The sequence below is a fragment of the Maricaulis sp. genome, from assembly GCF_039978735.1.
Taxonomy (GTDB): Bacteria; Pseudomonadota; Alphaproteobacteria; order Caulobacterales; family Maricaulaceae; genus Maricaulis.
Map to the genome: position 1 here is coordinate 121,850 of NZ_JBDWAS010000052.1, position 14,682 is coordinate 136,531.

A 14,682-nucleotide genomic window follows, 5' to 3' on the forward strand; every position below is an offset into this window, starting at 1 on the left:
GTCCTGATCAGACGGCGTGTGCCGGTGTGGGTTGGTTGGCCTCGGCCCGGTCGTAGGCTTCGCCGCGATCGAGGGTGAACAGAAGGGCGTCGATGGCTGCGGTTACGATGTCCGGCCCGCGGGCCCGGCCGGAGAAGCGGCGGCCGTCGATCTCGACCTCGATATCGGCCACGAATTCGCGGCCCGTGCCATTGGCCCGCATGCGGGTTTCCAGGCTGATGACATCGACATCGGTGCCGGTGATCCGCTGGACGGCCGCAAAAGCCGCGGCAACCGGTCCGTCGCCCGAGGCGATGTCGGAGATGCGGCCCCGCACGGGGTGTTCCAGCTCTATACGGGCAAACTGCTTGGGCCTGCGGCCGGCCGTGGTGCGCAGCTCGGTGCGCAGTACCGTCCATTGCGAACCGGAGGCCGAATAGCCCTCCATCATCGCAACCAGATCGGCATCATTGATCTCGCCATGCAGGTCGGCCGCGGCCTTGAACTGGGCGAAGATCTCGTTGAGCCGTTCCGGATCGGGCTGGTAGCCCAGCTTGGCCAGGCGCTGCGACAGGGCGTGCTTGCCCGAATGCTTGCCCAGCACCAGCGAGGAGCCGGGAACGCCGACGCTCTCCGGGGTCATGATCTCGTAGGTGCGCCGGTCGGCAATCATGCCGTGCTGGTGAATGCCGGCCTCGTGGGCGAAGGCATTCTTGCCGACGATGGCCTTGTTGGGTGCCACGGCCGTTCCGGTCATGCGGGACAGGCGCTGGCTGGCGGCCCAGATCTGGGTCGCGTCGGCATGACTGACGGCGGGGAAGATGTCGGCCCGCACTTGCAGCGCCATGACGATCTCCTCGAGCGAGCAATTGCCCGCCCGTTCGCCAATGCCGTTGATGGCACACTCGACCTGGCGCGCGCCGGCTTTCACGGCAGCCAGCGAGTTGGCGACGGCGAGGCCCAGATCATTGTGGCAATGAGCCGAGAAGATCACATGGTCCGGCCGTTCCACCTTCGCCACCAGGTCGGCAAAGACGCGATAGATCTCGTCCGGTTCGGAATATCCCACCGTGTCCGGCACGTTCAGCACGTCGGCGCCGTTCCGGGCGGCACAGCTCAGGGCTTCGATGAGGAATTCCGGTTCCGTGCGCAGGGCGTCCTCGGCCGAGAATTCGATCTCGTCGAACCGGCCCGCAGCGTGCTTCAGGCAGCGCTCGATGGTCTGGATCACCTCGCGGCGCGACAGGCGCAGCTTGGCTTCACGGTGGATGGGACTGGTAGCGATGAAGATATGCAGCCGGCTGCGCTGCGCCGGTTCCAGCGCATAGGCCGCCGCGTCGATATCCTTCTCCGTCGCCCGCGCCAGCGAGCAGATCGTCGGGCCGCGGACTTCCTGGGCGATCAGGCGGATGGCTTCGGCATCGCCCGGCGATGCGGCGGCAAAGCCGGCCTCCATCGTATCGACCCGCAGATTGGCCAGGAGATGTGCCATCTCCAGCTTCTCAGGCGCGGTCATGGAGAAGCCGGGGGCCTGTTCGCCGTCGCGCAGCGTCGTGTCGAAAATGTGCAGCCGTTCTGGCTGGCTGCTGGGTACGGGGCTCAATTTCGGGGCGGACATGCCTGTCTCCAGTGATATGAGGCGTGAGCCGCTTCGGCGGCCGCAATTTCAGGGGTGAAGACGGCGCGTACATCCATCAGGCGTCCGATCTGGCGGATCAGCACATCCAGCTGACGCGCCGCATCGCGCGGCGTCACCTGCAAGGTGATGGTGGACTGGCCTTCACGCGCTTCGCTCTTGTCCAGCGTGCCGATCGTGTAGCCACGGCGCTCGACAAGTCCGATGAGGCGCATCAGGGCGCCTTCGGCTTCGGCAAGTTCGATGATGAGCGTGTTGAGCATGATCAGTCCTCCATCATGTCGGCATTGGATGCGCCCGGCGGCACCAGCGGCCAGACGTTTTCACGCGGGTCGATCAGCACATGGGCCAGGATCGGGCCGCGCGCGTTCAGCAAACGGTCGATTGCGCCGGGAACCTCGTCCCGGCTGTGAACCGTGAAGGCTTCGATGCCGAAGGCGTGCGCCACCTCGGCGAAATCCGGATTGTCGTAGAGATCGATCTCGGAAAAATTCTGGTCGAAGAAGTATTCCTGCCACTGGCGCACCAGGCCCAGCGAGGCATTGTCCAGCAGCAGGATGCGGATCGGCACGCTGTAGCGCCGCGCGGTCGCCAGCTCCTGGATATTCATCATGATCGAACCGTCGCCGGAGATCGTGACGACCTTGGCGTCGGGACGCTCCATGGCGGCACCGATACCGGCCGGCAGGCCGTAGCCCATCGCGCCCAGCCCGGCAGAAGTCAGGTGGGATTCCGGACGCGAGAAACGGCAATGCTGGGCCACCCACATCTGGTGCTGGCCGACATCGCAGGCGGCGATGAAATCGTCGCCGGCCGCTTCGGACAATTCCTTCAGCATGGCGGGTGCGAAGACGCCATTGCCCGGCGCGTCATAGCGGAAGGCATGGCGCGCCTTGCGTTCGCGGCAGGTCTCGCGCCAGGGGTCGATGTCCAGATAGCCCGGATCCATGCGTGCCAGCGCGTCGCCGATATCGCCTGCGATCGCCACATCGGCGGCGCGCAGCTTGCCGATCTCGGCGATGTCCGCATCCATGTGGATGATGCGGGCGCCCTTGGCGAAACTGTCCAGCCGGCCGGTGGCCCGGTCGTCGAACCGCGCACCGCAGCACACCAGCAGGTCGCACTCGTCCACGGCGACATTGGCCGCGCGTCCGCCATGCATGCCCAGCATGCCCAGGAAATTCTCGGCATCGGGGTGCGGGCAGCCCAGACCTTTCAGAGTCGCCACGGCGGGAATGCCGGTGCGGCCCATGAAGTCCCGGACCGCATCGACGGCGCGGCCCAGGGCAACACCGCCGCCGATATAGAGAACGGGGCGTCTGGATTGAGTCAGCAGGGCCGTCGCCGCAGCCACATCGGCGTCACTGGCACGGGACGGCCCTGCTGCAGGCCGAGGCTCTGGGGGTAAGGTGGGGTACGCCTCGGCTTGTAGGACATCCTTCGGCAGATCGATCAGGACGGGGCCGGGACGCCCGCTTTCCGCGATCTCGAAGGCTTCGGCGATCATCTCCGGTATCCGCATGGGATCGCGGATGATGATCGAGTGTTTCACGACCGGCATGGACATGCCGAAAACATCGACTTCCTGGAAGGCGTCCGTCCCCATCAGGCCCGACGGGACCTGGCCCGTCAGGATGATCATGGGGACAGAGTCCATGTAGGCATTGGCGATGCCGGTCAGCAGGTTCGTCGCGCCAGGACCGGACGTGGCCAGGCACACACCGGCCTTGCCGGTGATGCGCGCCTGGGCGTCGGCGGCAAAGGCGGCCGCCTGCTCGTGGCGGACCAGGATGTGCTGCAGGCTCGAGCCGGTCAGGGCGTCGTAGACCGGCATGATCGCCCCGCCCGGATAGCCGAACACGCGCTCGACACCCAGGGCCTCCAGCGTGCGTACGACGGCATGCGCGCCGGTCTGCTTGGCTGTCTTGGGTGCCGGAGCGGTCTCTGCTTCGGTCAGGCTGTCATTGGCGGGCAGGGCGGTCATGATCCTGGAGCTTTCCTGTCGTCAGTGCGTGTTGGCGCCGGGCTGCAGCCACGGCATGTCGGCGCGCAGTTCGGCACCGGTTTTCTCGATCGGGTGTTCCAGATCTTTGCGCAGCAGGGCCTGGTATTGCGGCTTTCCGGCCTGGTTCTCGGTGATCCAGTCACGGGCAAACGTGCCGTCCTGGATGTCGCGCAGCACTTCGCGCATGCGGGCCTTGGTCTCGTCATTGATGACGCGCGGGCCCGAGCGCAGATCGCCGTAGATGGCGGTTTCCGAGATGAATTCGTGCATCTTCGCCATGCCGCCCTCGTAGAGCAGGTCGACGATCAGCTTGAGCTCGTGCAGGCATTCAAAATAGGCGACTTCCGGCTGGTAGCCGGCTTCGACCAGCGTCTCGTAGCCGGCCATGACCAGCTCGGTCGTGCCGCCGCACAGAACGGCCTGCTCGCCGAACAGGTCGGTCTCGGTCTCTTCGGCAAAAGTCGTCTCGATCACGCCGGCCGTCGCACCGCCGATGCAGGCGGTGTAGCTCAGGGCGCGGTTGCGGGCCTTGCCGGTGGCGTCCTGGTTGACCGCAAACAGGCAGGGCACGCCGCGGCCGATTTCGAACTCGCGGCGGACCAGATCGCCTGGGCCTTTCGGGGCGACCAGGATGATGTCGGTATCCGGATCCGGATGAACCCGGCCGAAATGCACCGAGAAACCGTGGGCAAACAGGATGGCATCACCCTTGTCCAGGTTCGGCGCGACCATCTCGCGATAGACGGCTTCATGCGTCATGTCCGGGGTCAGGATGGCGATCACATGGGCGGCCTTGGTGGCTTCTTCCGGCGTCGCCGTTTTCAGCCCGTCAGCCTTGGCCTTCTTCTCGCCGGCGCCGCCGGGACGCACGCCGACGATCACGTCGCAGCCGGAATCCTTCAGGTTCATGGCGTGGGCACGCCCCTGGCTGCCATAGCCGATGACCGCAATCGGCCTGGACTTGAACTCGGTGGTGTCGACTTCGAAGGCGGCGCGCCGGGAAGTCGATTTGGAAGCGGACGCGGTCATGCGGTGATCTCCTGCTTGGATGTCGCGTTGTCGGTGGATTGCGGGGCGGCCGGAGTGTCGGCTCCGGCCGGAATGGTGACGGCGCCGCGCGAGGCCGAGGAGACCAGCGCGGCATATTTGGCGAACACGCCGCCGACAGATTTCGGTTCGGGCCGGACCCAGTCCTTGCGGCGCGCGGCCAGATCGGCGTCGACATCGATCCGGCGGGCGCCAACATCGATGCGCACGATGTCGCCATTCTCGATCAGGCCGATCGGACCGCCGGCGGCGGCCTCCGGGCTGACATGGCCGATCACGAAGCCCTTGGAGGCGCCGGAGAAACGGCCGTCGGTGATCAGGGCGACGTCCTCGGACAGGCCCTGTCCGACCAGAGCCGCCGTGACCCCCAGCATCTCGCGCATGCCGGGGCCGCCCTTGGGGCCTTCATTGCGGATGATGATGATGTCGCCGGCCTTGACGTTGTTGTTCTCGATTTCGGCGAAAGCGGCTTCCTCGCTCTCGAACACGCGCGCCGGACCTTCCATGGCGGTGCGTGAATGGCCGGAGGTTTTCAGCACGGCGCCTTCAGGGGCCAGCTCGCCATAGAGGATGCGGAAACCGCCATCGGGCTTCACCGGATCGGCGACGGTCTTGATGACGCGCTGGTTTTTCGACTCAACCGCTTCGGCGGCTTCCGCGTGCAGGCTGCGGCCGGTCACGGTCGGCGTGTCGGCCAGCAGGCCGGCTTCAACCAGACGCTGGGCGAACAGGCGTGTGCCGCCGGCCAGGAACATGTGGTGCGCCAGGAAGCGGCCGCCGGGCTTCAGATCGGTGATCACCGGTGCGATGCCGGAGACCTCGTCAAAGATATCGATCGTGAAGGGCTCGCCCGCCTCGGCCGCAATCGCGGCCAGGTGCAGGATGGCATTGGTCGAGCCGCCGCTGGCGGAGGCCGCGATGGCGGCATTGCGCAGCGAGGCCTGGCTGACAAACTGGCGCGGCCGCGTGCCCGATTTGGCCAGCTCGACCGCCAGCTTGCCGCAGCGCGCGGCGGCAGCGGGCTTGTCGGGATGCGGCGCCGGGATGTCGTTGACGCCCATCGGCGACAGGCCCATCACCGACAGGATGGTCGCCATCGTGTTGGCCGTGAACTGGCCGCCACATGCGCCGGCACCCGGGCAGGCCGCTTTCTCGACGGATTTCAGGCCCTCATCGTCCAGCGTTCCGGCCGCGTGTGCGCCGATTGCCTCGAACACGTCCTGGACGGACAGGTCCTTCTCGCCCAGCCGGCCCGGCATGATCGTGCCGCCATAGAGGATGCAGCCGGGCACATCCATGCGCGCCAGCGCCATGGCAGCCGCCGGGATCGTCTTGTCGCAGCCAACCAGGATCACCACACCGTCCAGGCAGTGCCCGCGAACGGCCAGCTCGATCGAGTCGGCGATGGTCTCGCGCGAGATCAGCGAGGCGCGCATGCCTTCGGACCCCATGGAGATGCCGTCGGAGACGACGACCGTGTTGAAGTCGACGGGGAAGCCGCCGGCTTCGCTCACGGCCTCGCGCACCGGAACCGCCAGGTCCGCCAGGTGCATGTTGCAGGGCGTCACCGTGGTCCAGGTGTTCACGACGCCGATCATCGGCTTGTCGAAGTCGGCGTCCTGCATGCCGGTCGCGCGCAGCATGGCGCGGGCGGCGGCGCGGGCCGGCCCCTTGGTGATCGCGTCTGACGTTTTTTTCGAACTCTGTGTCATCGAAGCTTTCCGTGCGGCGAACACGAAAAACCCCGCTCCCAGGTTCCGGGAGCGGGGTTTTTCGTGTCTGCCTTTGCGTTGGTTTTTACCTAGCCGGCAGGCGCGTACGCCACTCCCGTTATGGGGGTGATAATAAGTACGAGTACGAGTACGAGAAGGAGGAGGCCGAGCGAACCTGCCCGCGCGCCCTCAAGGGCGGCGGCCGGAAGAACCGGCAGAGCAGTGGCGTTCATCGACATGACAGGGGTGATCCCGTTTCCTATTGCGCTGCAGCGTGACCGCACTCGATTACGATTGCAACCCCTCAATTGGAAAATTTCTGCATCAAATCGCATATCGGGGTCGGTGCGAGCAAAAAACAGCGAAGGCGAGGGTTCCCGCGCAATGGAATTTCAAGGCGCAGAATCGTGCGTTTCGCGGTAGGCTGACGCATCATGGTTCGCTTGTTGTGGCTGGCATTCGGAGGTGTGTGCGTCGGACTGGCAATTGCCGGTGCTGCGCTCCCCCTTTTGCCGACGACACCCTTCCTGCTTCTGGCGGTCTTCGCCTTCGCGCGGAGTTCGCAGCGGCTGCACGACTGGCTGGTCGATCACAGGCATTTCGGCCCGATGATCCGGAACTGGCGCGAGCATGGCGGAATTGACCGCCGCTCTAAACTGCTCGCCGTCGCCGCCATGCTGGTGGCGCTTCTGGTCAGCTGGGCTGTCGGTGTCGGCCCCCGCCTGCTGCTCATCCAGGCGCTGGTTCTGGGCGCATCCGCGACTTTCATTCTCACCCGTCCGGACGGCCCGCGGCACCCGGAAAGCTGATGCGCCGTTCATCTTGCTCGAAATCCGGGCAGCCTGTCTCAATTCCGGGCAATGGTGGTGTTGCGGCAAAAAATTGCATGAAACCGGTTGACCGTGCTTCGGGCGAGGGCTGCTGATTTCCCCGCGGCATCCGATCATGTCGCGACTCTGTGGATTGAACTGCTGGCGGCGACGGCCGCCAGCTCTTTTCCCCAGATCGGGAAAATATCCCGCAGAATGACCAGATGGTCAAAAATACGCACGAATAACTCCTAAAAAGTCGCCTTGAAGAAAAATGTTGCGGTGCAGCATTCGGTGTCATAGGGTTGTCAAACAACGAGCCGCGATGACGCGGCCATATCACAGAGCGCGTTGATGGGGTCCGTCGCTGCCTGAGGGTAGTGAGGGTCAACTTGCCCGGCGAAACAGGTGTTTCGCCATTGCGCGCAATATTCGTGCACAAGTCCGATCCGAGTCGAACAAGCGGACCGTTCAATCAAGAACGGTTTCACCGCATGCGACCGGTGCGCGAGGCTCACCCGCAGGCGGTTCAAGGGATGGTTGCCAGAGCGGGGGGATCCCAATGATTGGCACAATGAAGACACGAAAGACACTTCTTGGCGGCGCGCTTGTCGCGCTGGCTGCCGGCGCCCTGGTCGCCGGGCCGGCCCAGGCCGAGGTGTCCGAAGAAACCGCATTCGTTTTCAACACGCTGCTTTTCCTGATCGGCGGCTTCCTGGTCATGCTGATGGCGGCCGGGTTCGCGATGCTGGAGGTCGGCTTCGTGCGGACCAAGCACGCTGCCGCGATCTGCCTGAAGAATATCGCGCTCTACTCGATCGCGGGCATCATGTTCTATCTGGTGGGCTACCAGATCATGTATGGCGGCGAGACGCCCTGGTTCGGCATGCCGGCAGTCTGGGGGCCGTCCGAACTGGCCGGCGACGCCGAAATCTCGCTGGAGACCGGGTATGCGGCAGCGTCCGACTGGTTCTTCCAGATGGTGTTCGTCGCGACCGCGGCCTCGATCGTCTCCGGCACGATCGCGGAACGCGTCAAACTCGGTCCCTTCTTCATCTTCGTCGTGGTGCTCACCGCCGTGATCTACCCCGTCCAGGGTTCCTGGGAATGGGGTGCCGGCTGGCTCGACAGCGATTTCGGCTTCTCAGACTTTGCCGGCTCGACGCTGGTTCACTCCACCGGTGGCTGGGCCGCGCTCGCCGGCGCGATCCTGCTGGGTGCCCGTACAGGCCGCTTCGGTCCGAACGCGACACCGATGGTGCCATCCTCCCTGCCGCTCGCCACGCTGGGGACCTTCATCCTCTGGTTCGGCTGGTTCGGTTTCAACGGAGCCTCGCAGCTGGCGATGGGCTCGGCGGCCGATGCGGTCGCAATCTCCCAGATATTCGCCAATACAAACATGGCGGCTGCGGCCGGTGTGGTGACGGCCTATCTCCTGTCGATGGCGCTCGGCGGTGGCAAGGCCAATCTCGCCTACTGCCTGAACGGCGCGCTGGCCGGCCTGGTCTCGATCACGGCCGAACCCCTGACGCCGACCATCCTCGAAGCGCTTGCCATCGGCGCGGTGGGCTCGGTGATCGCGACCTTCGGTGCCAAATTCCTGGAGGCCGTGCGCATTGACGACGTGGTGGGCGCCATTCCGGTCCACCTCTTCGCCGGCATCTGGGGCACGATGGCGGTTCCGCTGACCAATACCGAAGCCTCCTTCTTCGGTCAGGCGGTCGGCGTCGGCGCCGTCGGTGCCTTTGTCTTCCTGTCCAGCTTCGTGGTCTGGCTGATCCTGAAGATCACCGTGGGTATCCGCCTGTCGCCGGATGCCGAGAATGTCGGCGGCGACCTGTCCGAGCTGGGTCATCCGGCTGGATCGATCTTCGCCGCGATCGACCCGGGAAAGCCGACGGCCCCGGCCGAGTAGCGGGGATTCCGGCTGGTGAGGCGACCCGTGCGGTCGCCGATCCGGCCGGTCTGCCCGGGGCCGAACCGACCGAACCCCAATCCCGAAATGCCGCGGACATCTTCCGGTCCAGACCCGGACCGCCGCGGTCCCTGAAATCCGCGCCAGTCAAGCTGCGCGCACCCGGAATGCTGCGCTCGCGCCCGGCCGATGGCCCGCCGAGCAAGGCCTGAACATCAACGAGGAGTAACGAGATGAAAGCGAACTTCCTGACGGCCGCCCTGGCCCTTGCTGCCCTGACCGGTCCGGTCGCGGCCCAGACCATTGAAGGCAATGTCGCCCTGACGACCAATTACGTCTTCCGCGGCATTTCCCAGACCGGCGACGGTCCCGCGGTCTCCGGCGGCTTCGACATTGCCGCGGAAAGCGGGCTCTATGCCGGCGTCTGGGGATCCAGTGTCGACTTCTCCGACGACACGACGATGGAGCTGGATCTCTATATCGGACAGAGCTGGGAGGCGGCCGGCTTCGGCTTCGATGTCGGTGGCATCTACTATCTCTATCCTGACAGTCCCGATGGTCAGAACTTTCTCGAAATCTACGGCGGTGTGAGTCACGCGCTCGGTCCGCTCGAATGGGACGCCAGCCTGGCCTATTCGCCGGAATTCTACGGCGAGATCGGTCCGGGCTGGTATGTGTCGACGGGTCTCGCCCTGCCGATCAACGACACCGTCTCGATCGATGCCCGCGTCGGCGCCAGCCGGTTCGACGATTTGTCCTCGGCCGACTATGAGGACTATCAGCTCGGTATCTCCGGCACGGTGTTCGAGAATGTCGGCTGGGACGTCCGCTATTTCAGCGCTTCCGATGGCGGTGATGACGGCGTTTTCGCCACCATCTCGCAATCCTTCGGCGGATAAGACGGACGGCGGGCAGGACAGTCCTGCCCGCCGCTCCTGTCAGTCCGTCCGGTCCGGGGCGGTTTCCAGTTCGATCCGTGTGATCCGGCCTTCGGACCCGACCGCCCAGCCAGCGGTGCCATCCGGCGCAAAGGCAATCGCGTGATGGCCTTCCACCGCATCCCAGGACACCCAGATCTCGCCGCTATTGCGGGAAATATCCGTGCCGTTGGGGCCGGTCGCTATGAGGGTGTCCGGATGGCCCGGCAGGTGGGTGACGGCCGAGCGATAGCCGAGCGGGGGCTCCAGGGCCCCGTCCCAGCTGTTGCCGCCATCGTCGGACCAGGCGAAATTGCCGGTCCGGTCGTCCTCAGCCGAAAAATCGCCACCGACGATGACGATCCGCTCGCCGGTCGCATCGATGGAGAAAACGCCGGCGCTTGATTGTCCGGCCGCGAGGGGCGTATCGGCGACGCTCCAGCTTTCCCCGAAATCGCAGCTGCGTAGCATGCGCGCCGTCGCTGCTCCGCCGGTGCCGACAAAGGCGCAGCCGGAAGATGTCAGGGCCATGGCGCTGTCGGAGGCCGCAAAGCCGGCTTCGCCGTCCAAGGCTTCCGGCGCGTCCTCGACGGCCTGCCAGGTTTCACCGCCATCGCCGGTCAGCAGGATCAGGAAGCGTCCATCGACCGGATCGGAAAAGGCGATACCGTAGATATCGTTCCAGAAGTCCAGCCCGTCGAAAAAGGCCTTACCGGTCGGGTCCTCCCAGACCGTTTCGAAACTCGTCCCGCCATCCTCGGTCAGATAGAGCCGGGCGGGTTGCCCCGCCGTGAAGAACAGGGCGCGGTCTGCGCTGAAGGCATGGACCGAACGCAGGTCGAGACCCTCAGCGCCCGGAATGCGGGTCAGCGTCCAGTTCACGCCGCCATCGGTGGTGCGCAGGACCTGCCCGTCGGGGGCACCGATCCAGGCGGTCTGCGCGTCGACCACTGAAAGGCCGCGCAGGCTGGCGTCGGTCCCGCTGTGCTGGGCAATCACCTGCGCATCGAGACGGGCCGGCGGCGTGCCGCCGGGCGAGCAGGCCGCTGCGGACACAAGGGCGCTCGTGGCGAGGAGCGTGCGGAGCGGTTTCATTCGTCCAGTCCCAGCAGCGTGGCGCTGTCGCAATGCCAGCACGTGTCGGCACCGATCGGGCTGCCCGGCGGGATGTCGGTGCTGGTCAGGCTGGGCGTCTCGCCGCGGTCGAACCGGTCCAGGCCGGCCTCGATCGCGCGGGCCAGCCAGAGACGGTGCGCCGCCTCGGCGCCGCTATCGCGCCGGCCGGGGGCTTCGGCGGCCAGGGCTTCCAGGCGCTGGCGGGCCAGTGCGGCAACAGCCGGCGAGCCCTGGGCGACCAGGTCGAGCAGCTGGTCGGCATACTCGGTCTGGATCGCGAAACGGACCGGCTGCAGGCGGCCGGCTTCCCCGCGCGGGGTCTGCATGAGCTGGGCTTCGATCCGGTCGAACAGGTCTGCCGGCGACATCTGGCTATTGTCGCGTGCATGCTGATCGGCAAGGCGGGCCATGCGGCCCGGTGCCAGCATGGCGTCCAGGGTGATCCGCGCGGCGGCGCCGGCGGCAGCCGTACGGCTGAAGGTCGGATAGGCCGGGCTGTCGAACAGTTCGCGTGTTGCGGCCGCGTCATAGTCGGAGAAGGGCGACGGGGCCATCAGCGCCAGGATGCGGTCGGAGATATCCAGCGTTTGCGGGTCGAGTGTCGCCAGAAGCGCGTCCAGCGCGCGGCGCTGGTCGGCGGGTGCGACGGGGCGCAGACCGTTCTGGCTGCCGCTGTTGAGCTCATAGTCGAACACCACGCCGCCGATCGCCTTGGCAGCCGCTTCGGCCTGGTAGCGATGGTAGAGATAGATCGGCGAGAACACGTCGCGCAGCGAACTGGCGGGCAGGCCTTCGGCGAGCACGTTCGGTCCGAAAGTCTCGACCGCGGCTGCGCGAACAGCGAGGGTCTCCGTCAGGCTCTCCGCCGCATCGGGGCCATTGTCCCAGAGATTGGCCTGGGGATGGGCGCTGTCATTGCCGCGGGCATGCCGGTCGGTGATGTAGAGCAGGCCGTCGGCGCGCGCTTCGGTGAGGATGCGGTCCAGCGCGTGAGCTTCGGTATCGCCATCGCCGAATTCGCCATAGAGCCAGGTGATCGCCACCTTGTCCCATTCGCCGATGCCGGTGTCATAGGCGCGCGAAGTGTCGATCTCGCCGGCATTGTCCAGCGTCACGAGCGGGGCCGGATAGTCCATCACCGATGCGCGGTCAGAGACCGAGGCCGCGAAATTATGGGCAAGGCCGATCGTGTGGCCGACCTCGTGGGCGGAGAGCTGGCGGATGCGGGCCAGGGCCAGTTCGAGCGGATCGTCCGCCGCGCCGGAGCCGGTACCGTCTGCGCCAAGCAGGCCTTCGAAAATCATCCGGTCCTGCCGCACGCGCTGGCTGCCCAGGATGACATGCCCCTTGATGATCTCGCCGGTGCGCGGATCGACAACCGAGGCACCATAGGACCAGCCGCGGGTTTGGCGGTGCACCCACTGGATGATGTTGTAGCGGATATCCAGAGGATGGGCATCTTCGGGCAGAAGCTCGACCCGGAAGGCGTCTTCATAGCCGGCCGCCTCGAAGGCCTCGGCCCACCAGGACGCGCCTTCGATCAGGGCGTCGCGGATCAGCGGCGGGGTGCCGCGGTCGAGATAGTAGACGATGGGCTCGACCACAGGACCGCTCTGGGCGGCCGGGTCGACGCGTTCCAGCCGGTGCCGGATCGCGTAGGCGCGGCGGACCGGTTCGTCGAGCGGTGCAGCCATGTCGTAGAAGTCGAGCGTGATGGCGCCGGAGCGGTCGTCGGCCACGCGGATTTCCTGGCCGGCCTCGGGCAGGGCCGAGAAGGAGTGGTGCACGGTCAGTGTCACCGAGCGCGGGTCGGGCGTGACGGCGCGGACTTCCGATCCCGGATCGCCGCCGGACAGGGTCAGGAGGGCGTCGATCTCGACATTCAGCGGAAATGCCAGCGCCTGATCGGTCAGCGGGGCGCTGCGATCGCTGTCGATCGAGAAATTGCCCTGACCGGTATCGGAGAGCTGGCCGGCCGTGCCGACCGGGTCGCGGGTCAGGAAGCCGGACAGGTCGATCAGCACGCGCTCGCCATCCTCGGCGACGATATCGGTGCTCCAGATGACCGAACGGGCGAAGGATTGGCGGGTCGCGCGGGCTTCGTCGGGACCGGCACCCAGCGTGCGGTAGCCGGTATTCTCGAACTCGGCGAAGACTCGGTCATTGACGCGGAAGAAGCGCAGGATTTCGGACGACGTACCCAGTCCGCGGTCAAGGCCGACCGGATTGGAGCCGAGGCCGGATGTCAGGCGGGCGGTGTAGATCATGCGGCCCAGCGAGCCGTCTTCCTGTTCGGAGAACTCTGCGAGGATGCGGCCGTCGCCTGTGTCGACATGCAGCGGGAAGAAGCCGTCGCGGCGCTCGAGGCCATCGGTTTCCTCCGACCAGTCCTGGGCGAGGGCGGCCGGGGCCATGGCGAAGGCGAGCGCGCAGCCGGCGGCGCGCCAAAGGCTAACGGTTTTCATGATCTTGAAGTCTCCTGATCCCCTGTTCGGCGCTCACGCTAGCGACTGGCCGGACGCCTGTCACCATGGGCGCGCGCCGGGATCCGGCACGGATCAGCCTGTTGTGCCGCGGACATAGTCGCCGGACTTGCCGCCGCGCTTTTCCTCCAGCTGGACGTCGGTGATGCGGATCGCCTTGTCGAGCGCCTTGGCCATGTCATAGAGCGTCAGCGCGGCGACGGAGGCGGCCGTCAGCGCTTCCATCTCGACGCCGGTCTTGCCGTCGGTCGCGACTTCGGCCCGCACCAGAAAGGCCTGTGCGTCGTCGTCCGGTTCGATGGCGACGCGGGCGCGGGTGAGGGGCAGGGGGTGGCAGAGCGGGATCAGGTCCGAGGTGCGCTTGGATGCCATGATGCCGGCCAGTTCGGCCGTCCGGATCGCATCGCCCTTGGGGCCGGCCCCGTCGCGGATCGCCGTGAAGGCTGCCTGGTTCATGAAAACGCGGGCCGAGGCGATGGCGAGCCGGGCCGAGACGGGCTTGTTGCCGACATCGACCATGCGCACGCGTCCGTCCTTGTCCTGATGTGTCAGTCCGCTCATCGTGCTCCAGCTCCTATGCGTCTTCGCTGGCCATCTGGTCGAGCCAGAAATCGGTGGCCCGGCGATCGGTATCCGCGGCGTCGACCCAGTGGCTGCCGCTGTGTGTGTGCACGCGCTTCCAGAAGGGCGCCTCGGTCTTGAGAAGGTCGATCATATAGCCGACCGCGTCGAGGGCGGCCCGGCGATGCGGGGCGGCGGCACCGACGAAGACGATCGGCTCGCCCGGTGTCATGCGGCCGACCCGGTGGTGGATCACGGCCCGGTCCAGCTGCCAGCGCTCCGCGGCGGTCTGTGCGATCCGGGCGAGGGCCTGGTCGGTGACACCGGGATAATGTTCCAGTTCAAGTGCGGTCAGCCCGTCTTCCTGGCGCACCTGGCCGAGAAAGCTCGCGACACCGCCGGCAGACAAATCCGCACCGGCCAGGCGCGCCAGCTCGGCGGCCGGATCGAGGGCGGTATCCAATATGCCAGTATCGATGATGCCGGTGTCGATGCCCGCCAA

12 protein-coding genes are annotated in these 14,682 nt (G+C 66.3%); 3 read left to right on the forward strand and 9 right to left on the reverse strand.

Annotated elements, in window-relative coordinates; all coding sequences use genetic code 11:
* Positions 1-7 precede the first annotated feature (7 nt).
* Genes ABJO18_RS15795 through ABJO18_RS15815 form a run of 5 tightly spaced genes read right to left on the reverse strand, consistent with a single transcriptional unit; the run spans position 8 to position 6,379 of the window.
* Positions 8-1,597, reverse strand: a complete 1,590-nt coding sequence (locus tag ABJO18_RS15795) for a 2-isopropylmalate synthase (RefSeq protein ID WP_348508942.1) — start codon at positions 1,595-1,597, stop codon at positions 8-10.
* Positions 1,579-1,878 (reverse strand): ACT domain-containing protein, encoded by a 300-nt coding sequence (locus ABJO18_RS15800; protein ID WP_348508941.1) that lies wholly within the window; start codon positions 1,876-1,878, stop codon positions 1,579-1,581. The genes ABJO18_RS15795 and ABJO18_RS15800 overlap by 19 nt, the downstream gene beginning before the upstream one ends.
* Positions 1,879-1,880: 2 nt before the next feature.
* A complete protein-coding gene (ilvG, locus tag ABJO18_RS15805; protein ID WP_348516001.1) occupies positions 1,881-3,599 on the reverse strand; it encodes an acetolactate synthase 2 catalytic subunit in 1,719 nt (572 codons plus the stop codon).
* Between the two features lie 21 nt (positions 3,600-3,620).
* Complete coding sequence (ilvC, locus tag ABJO18_RS15810) at positions 3,621-4,649, reverse strand: ketol-acid reductoisomerase (protein WP_348508939.1); 1,029 nt, start codon at positions 4,647-4,649, stop codon at positions 3,621-3,623.
* A complete protein-coding gene (locus tag ABJO18_RS15815; protein ID WP_348508938.1) occupies positions 4,646-6,379 on the reverse strand; it encodes a dihydroxy-acid dehydratase in 1,734 nt (577 codons plus the stop codon). Before ABJO18_RS15815 ends, ilvC begins: the two co-directional genes overlap by 4 nt.
* A 434-nt stretch (positions 6,380-6,813) precedes the next feature.
* On the opposite strand from ABJO18_RS15815, the gene ABJO18_RS15820 reads away from it, so the two are divergent.
* The 3 genes from ABJO18_RS15820 (at position 6,814) to ABJO18_RS15830 (ending at position 10,002) form a co-directional block, all read left to right on the forward strand.
* On the forward strand, positions 6,814-7,188 hold the full coding sequence (locus tag ABJO18_RS15820; protein WP_348508937.1) for a YbaN family protein: 375 nt from the start codon (positions 6,814-6,816) through the stop codon (positions 7,186-7,188).
* A gap of 574 nt (positions 7,189-7,762) precedes the next feature.
* Positions 7,763-9,103, forward strand: a complete 1,341-nt coding sequence (locus tag ABJO18_RS15825) for an ammonium transporter (RefSeq protein WP_348508936.1) — start codon at positions 7,763-7,765, stop codon at positions 9,101-9,103.
* Positions 9,104-9,336: 233 nt separating this feature from the next.
* On the forward strand, positions 9,337-10,002 hold the full coding sequence (locus ABJO18_RS15830; protein WP_348508935.1) for a TorF family putative porin: 666 nt from the start codon (positions 9,337-9,339) through the stop codon (positions 10,000-10,002).
* A 39-nt stretch (positions 10,003-10,041) separates the two neighbouring features.
* Here ABJO18_RS15830 and ABJO18_RS15835 read toward each other — a convergent pair whose 3' ends face one another.
* The 4 genes from ABJO18_RS15835 to ABJO18_RS15850 all read right to left on the reverse strand — a co-directional run bounded on the left by ABJO18_RS15835 (position 10,042) and on the right by ABJO18_RS15850 (position 14,682).
* On the reverse strand, positions 10,042-11,115 hold the full coding sequence (locus ABJO18_RS15835; protein ID WP_348508934.1) for an oxidoreductase: 1,074 nt from the start codon (positions 11,113-11,115) through the stop codon (positions 10,042-10,044).
* Complete coding sequence (locus ABJO18_RS15840; protein ID WP_348508933.1) at positions 11,112-13,601, reverse strand: zinc-dependent metalloprotease; 2,490 nt, start codon at positions 13,599-13,601, stop codon at positions 11,112-11,114. Before ABJO18_RS15840 ends, ABJO18_RS15835 begins: the two co-directional genes overlap by 4 nt.
* 93 nt (positions 13,602-13,694) lie before the next feature.
* Positions 13,695-14,180, reverse strand: a complete 486-nt coding sequence (gene moaC / locus ABJO18_RS15845; protein ID WP_348508932.1) for a cyclic pyranopterin monophosphate synthase MoaC — start codon at positions 14,178-14,180, stop codon at positions 13,695-13,697.
* A 13-nt stretch (positions 14,181-14,193) separates the two neighbouring features.
* Complete coding sequence (locus ABJO18_RS15850) at positions 14,194-14,682, reverse strand: molybdenum cofactor biosynthesis protein MoaE (protein WP_348508931.1); 489 nt, start codon at positions 14,680-14,682, stop codon at positions 14,194-14,196.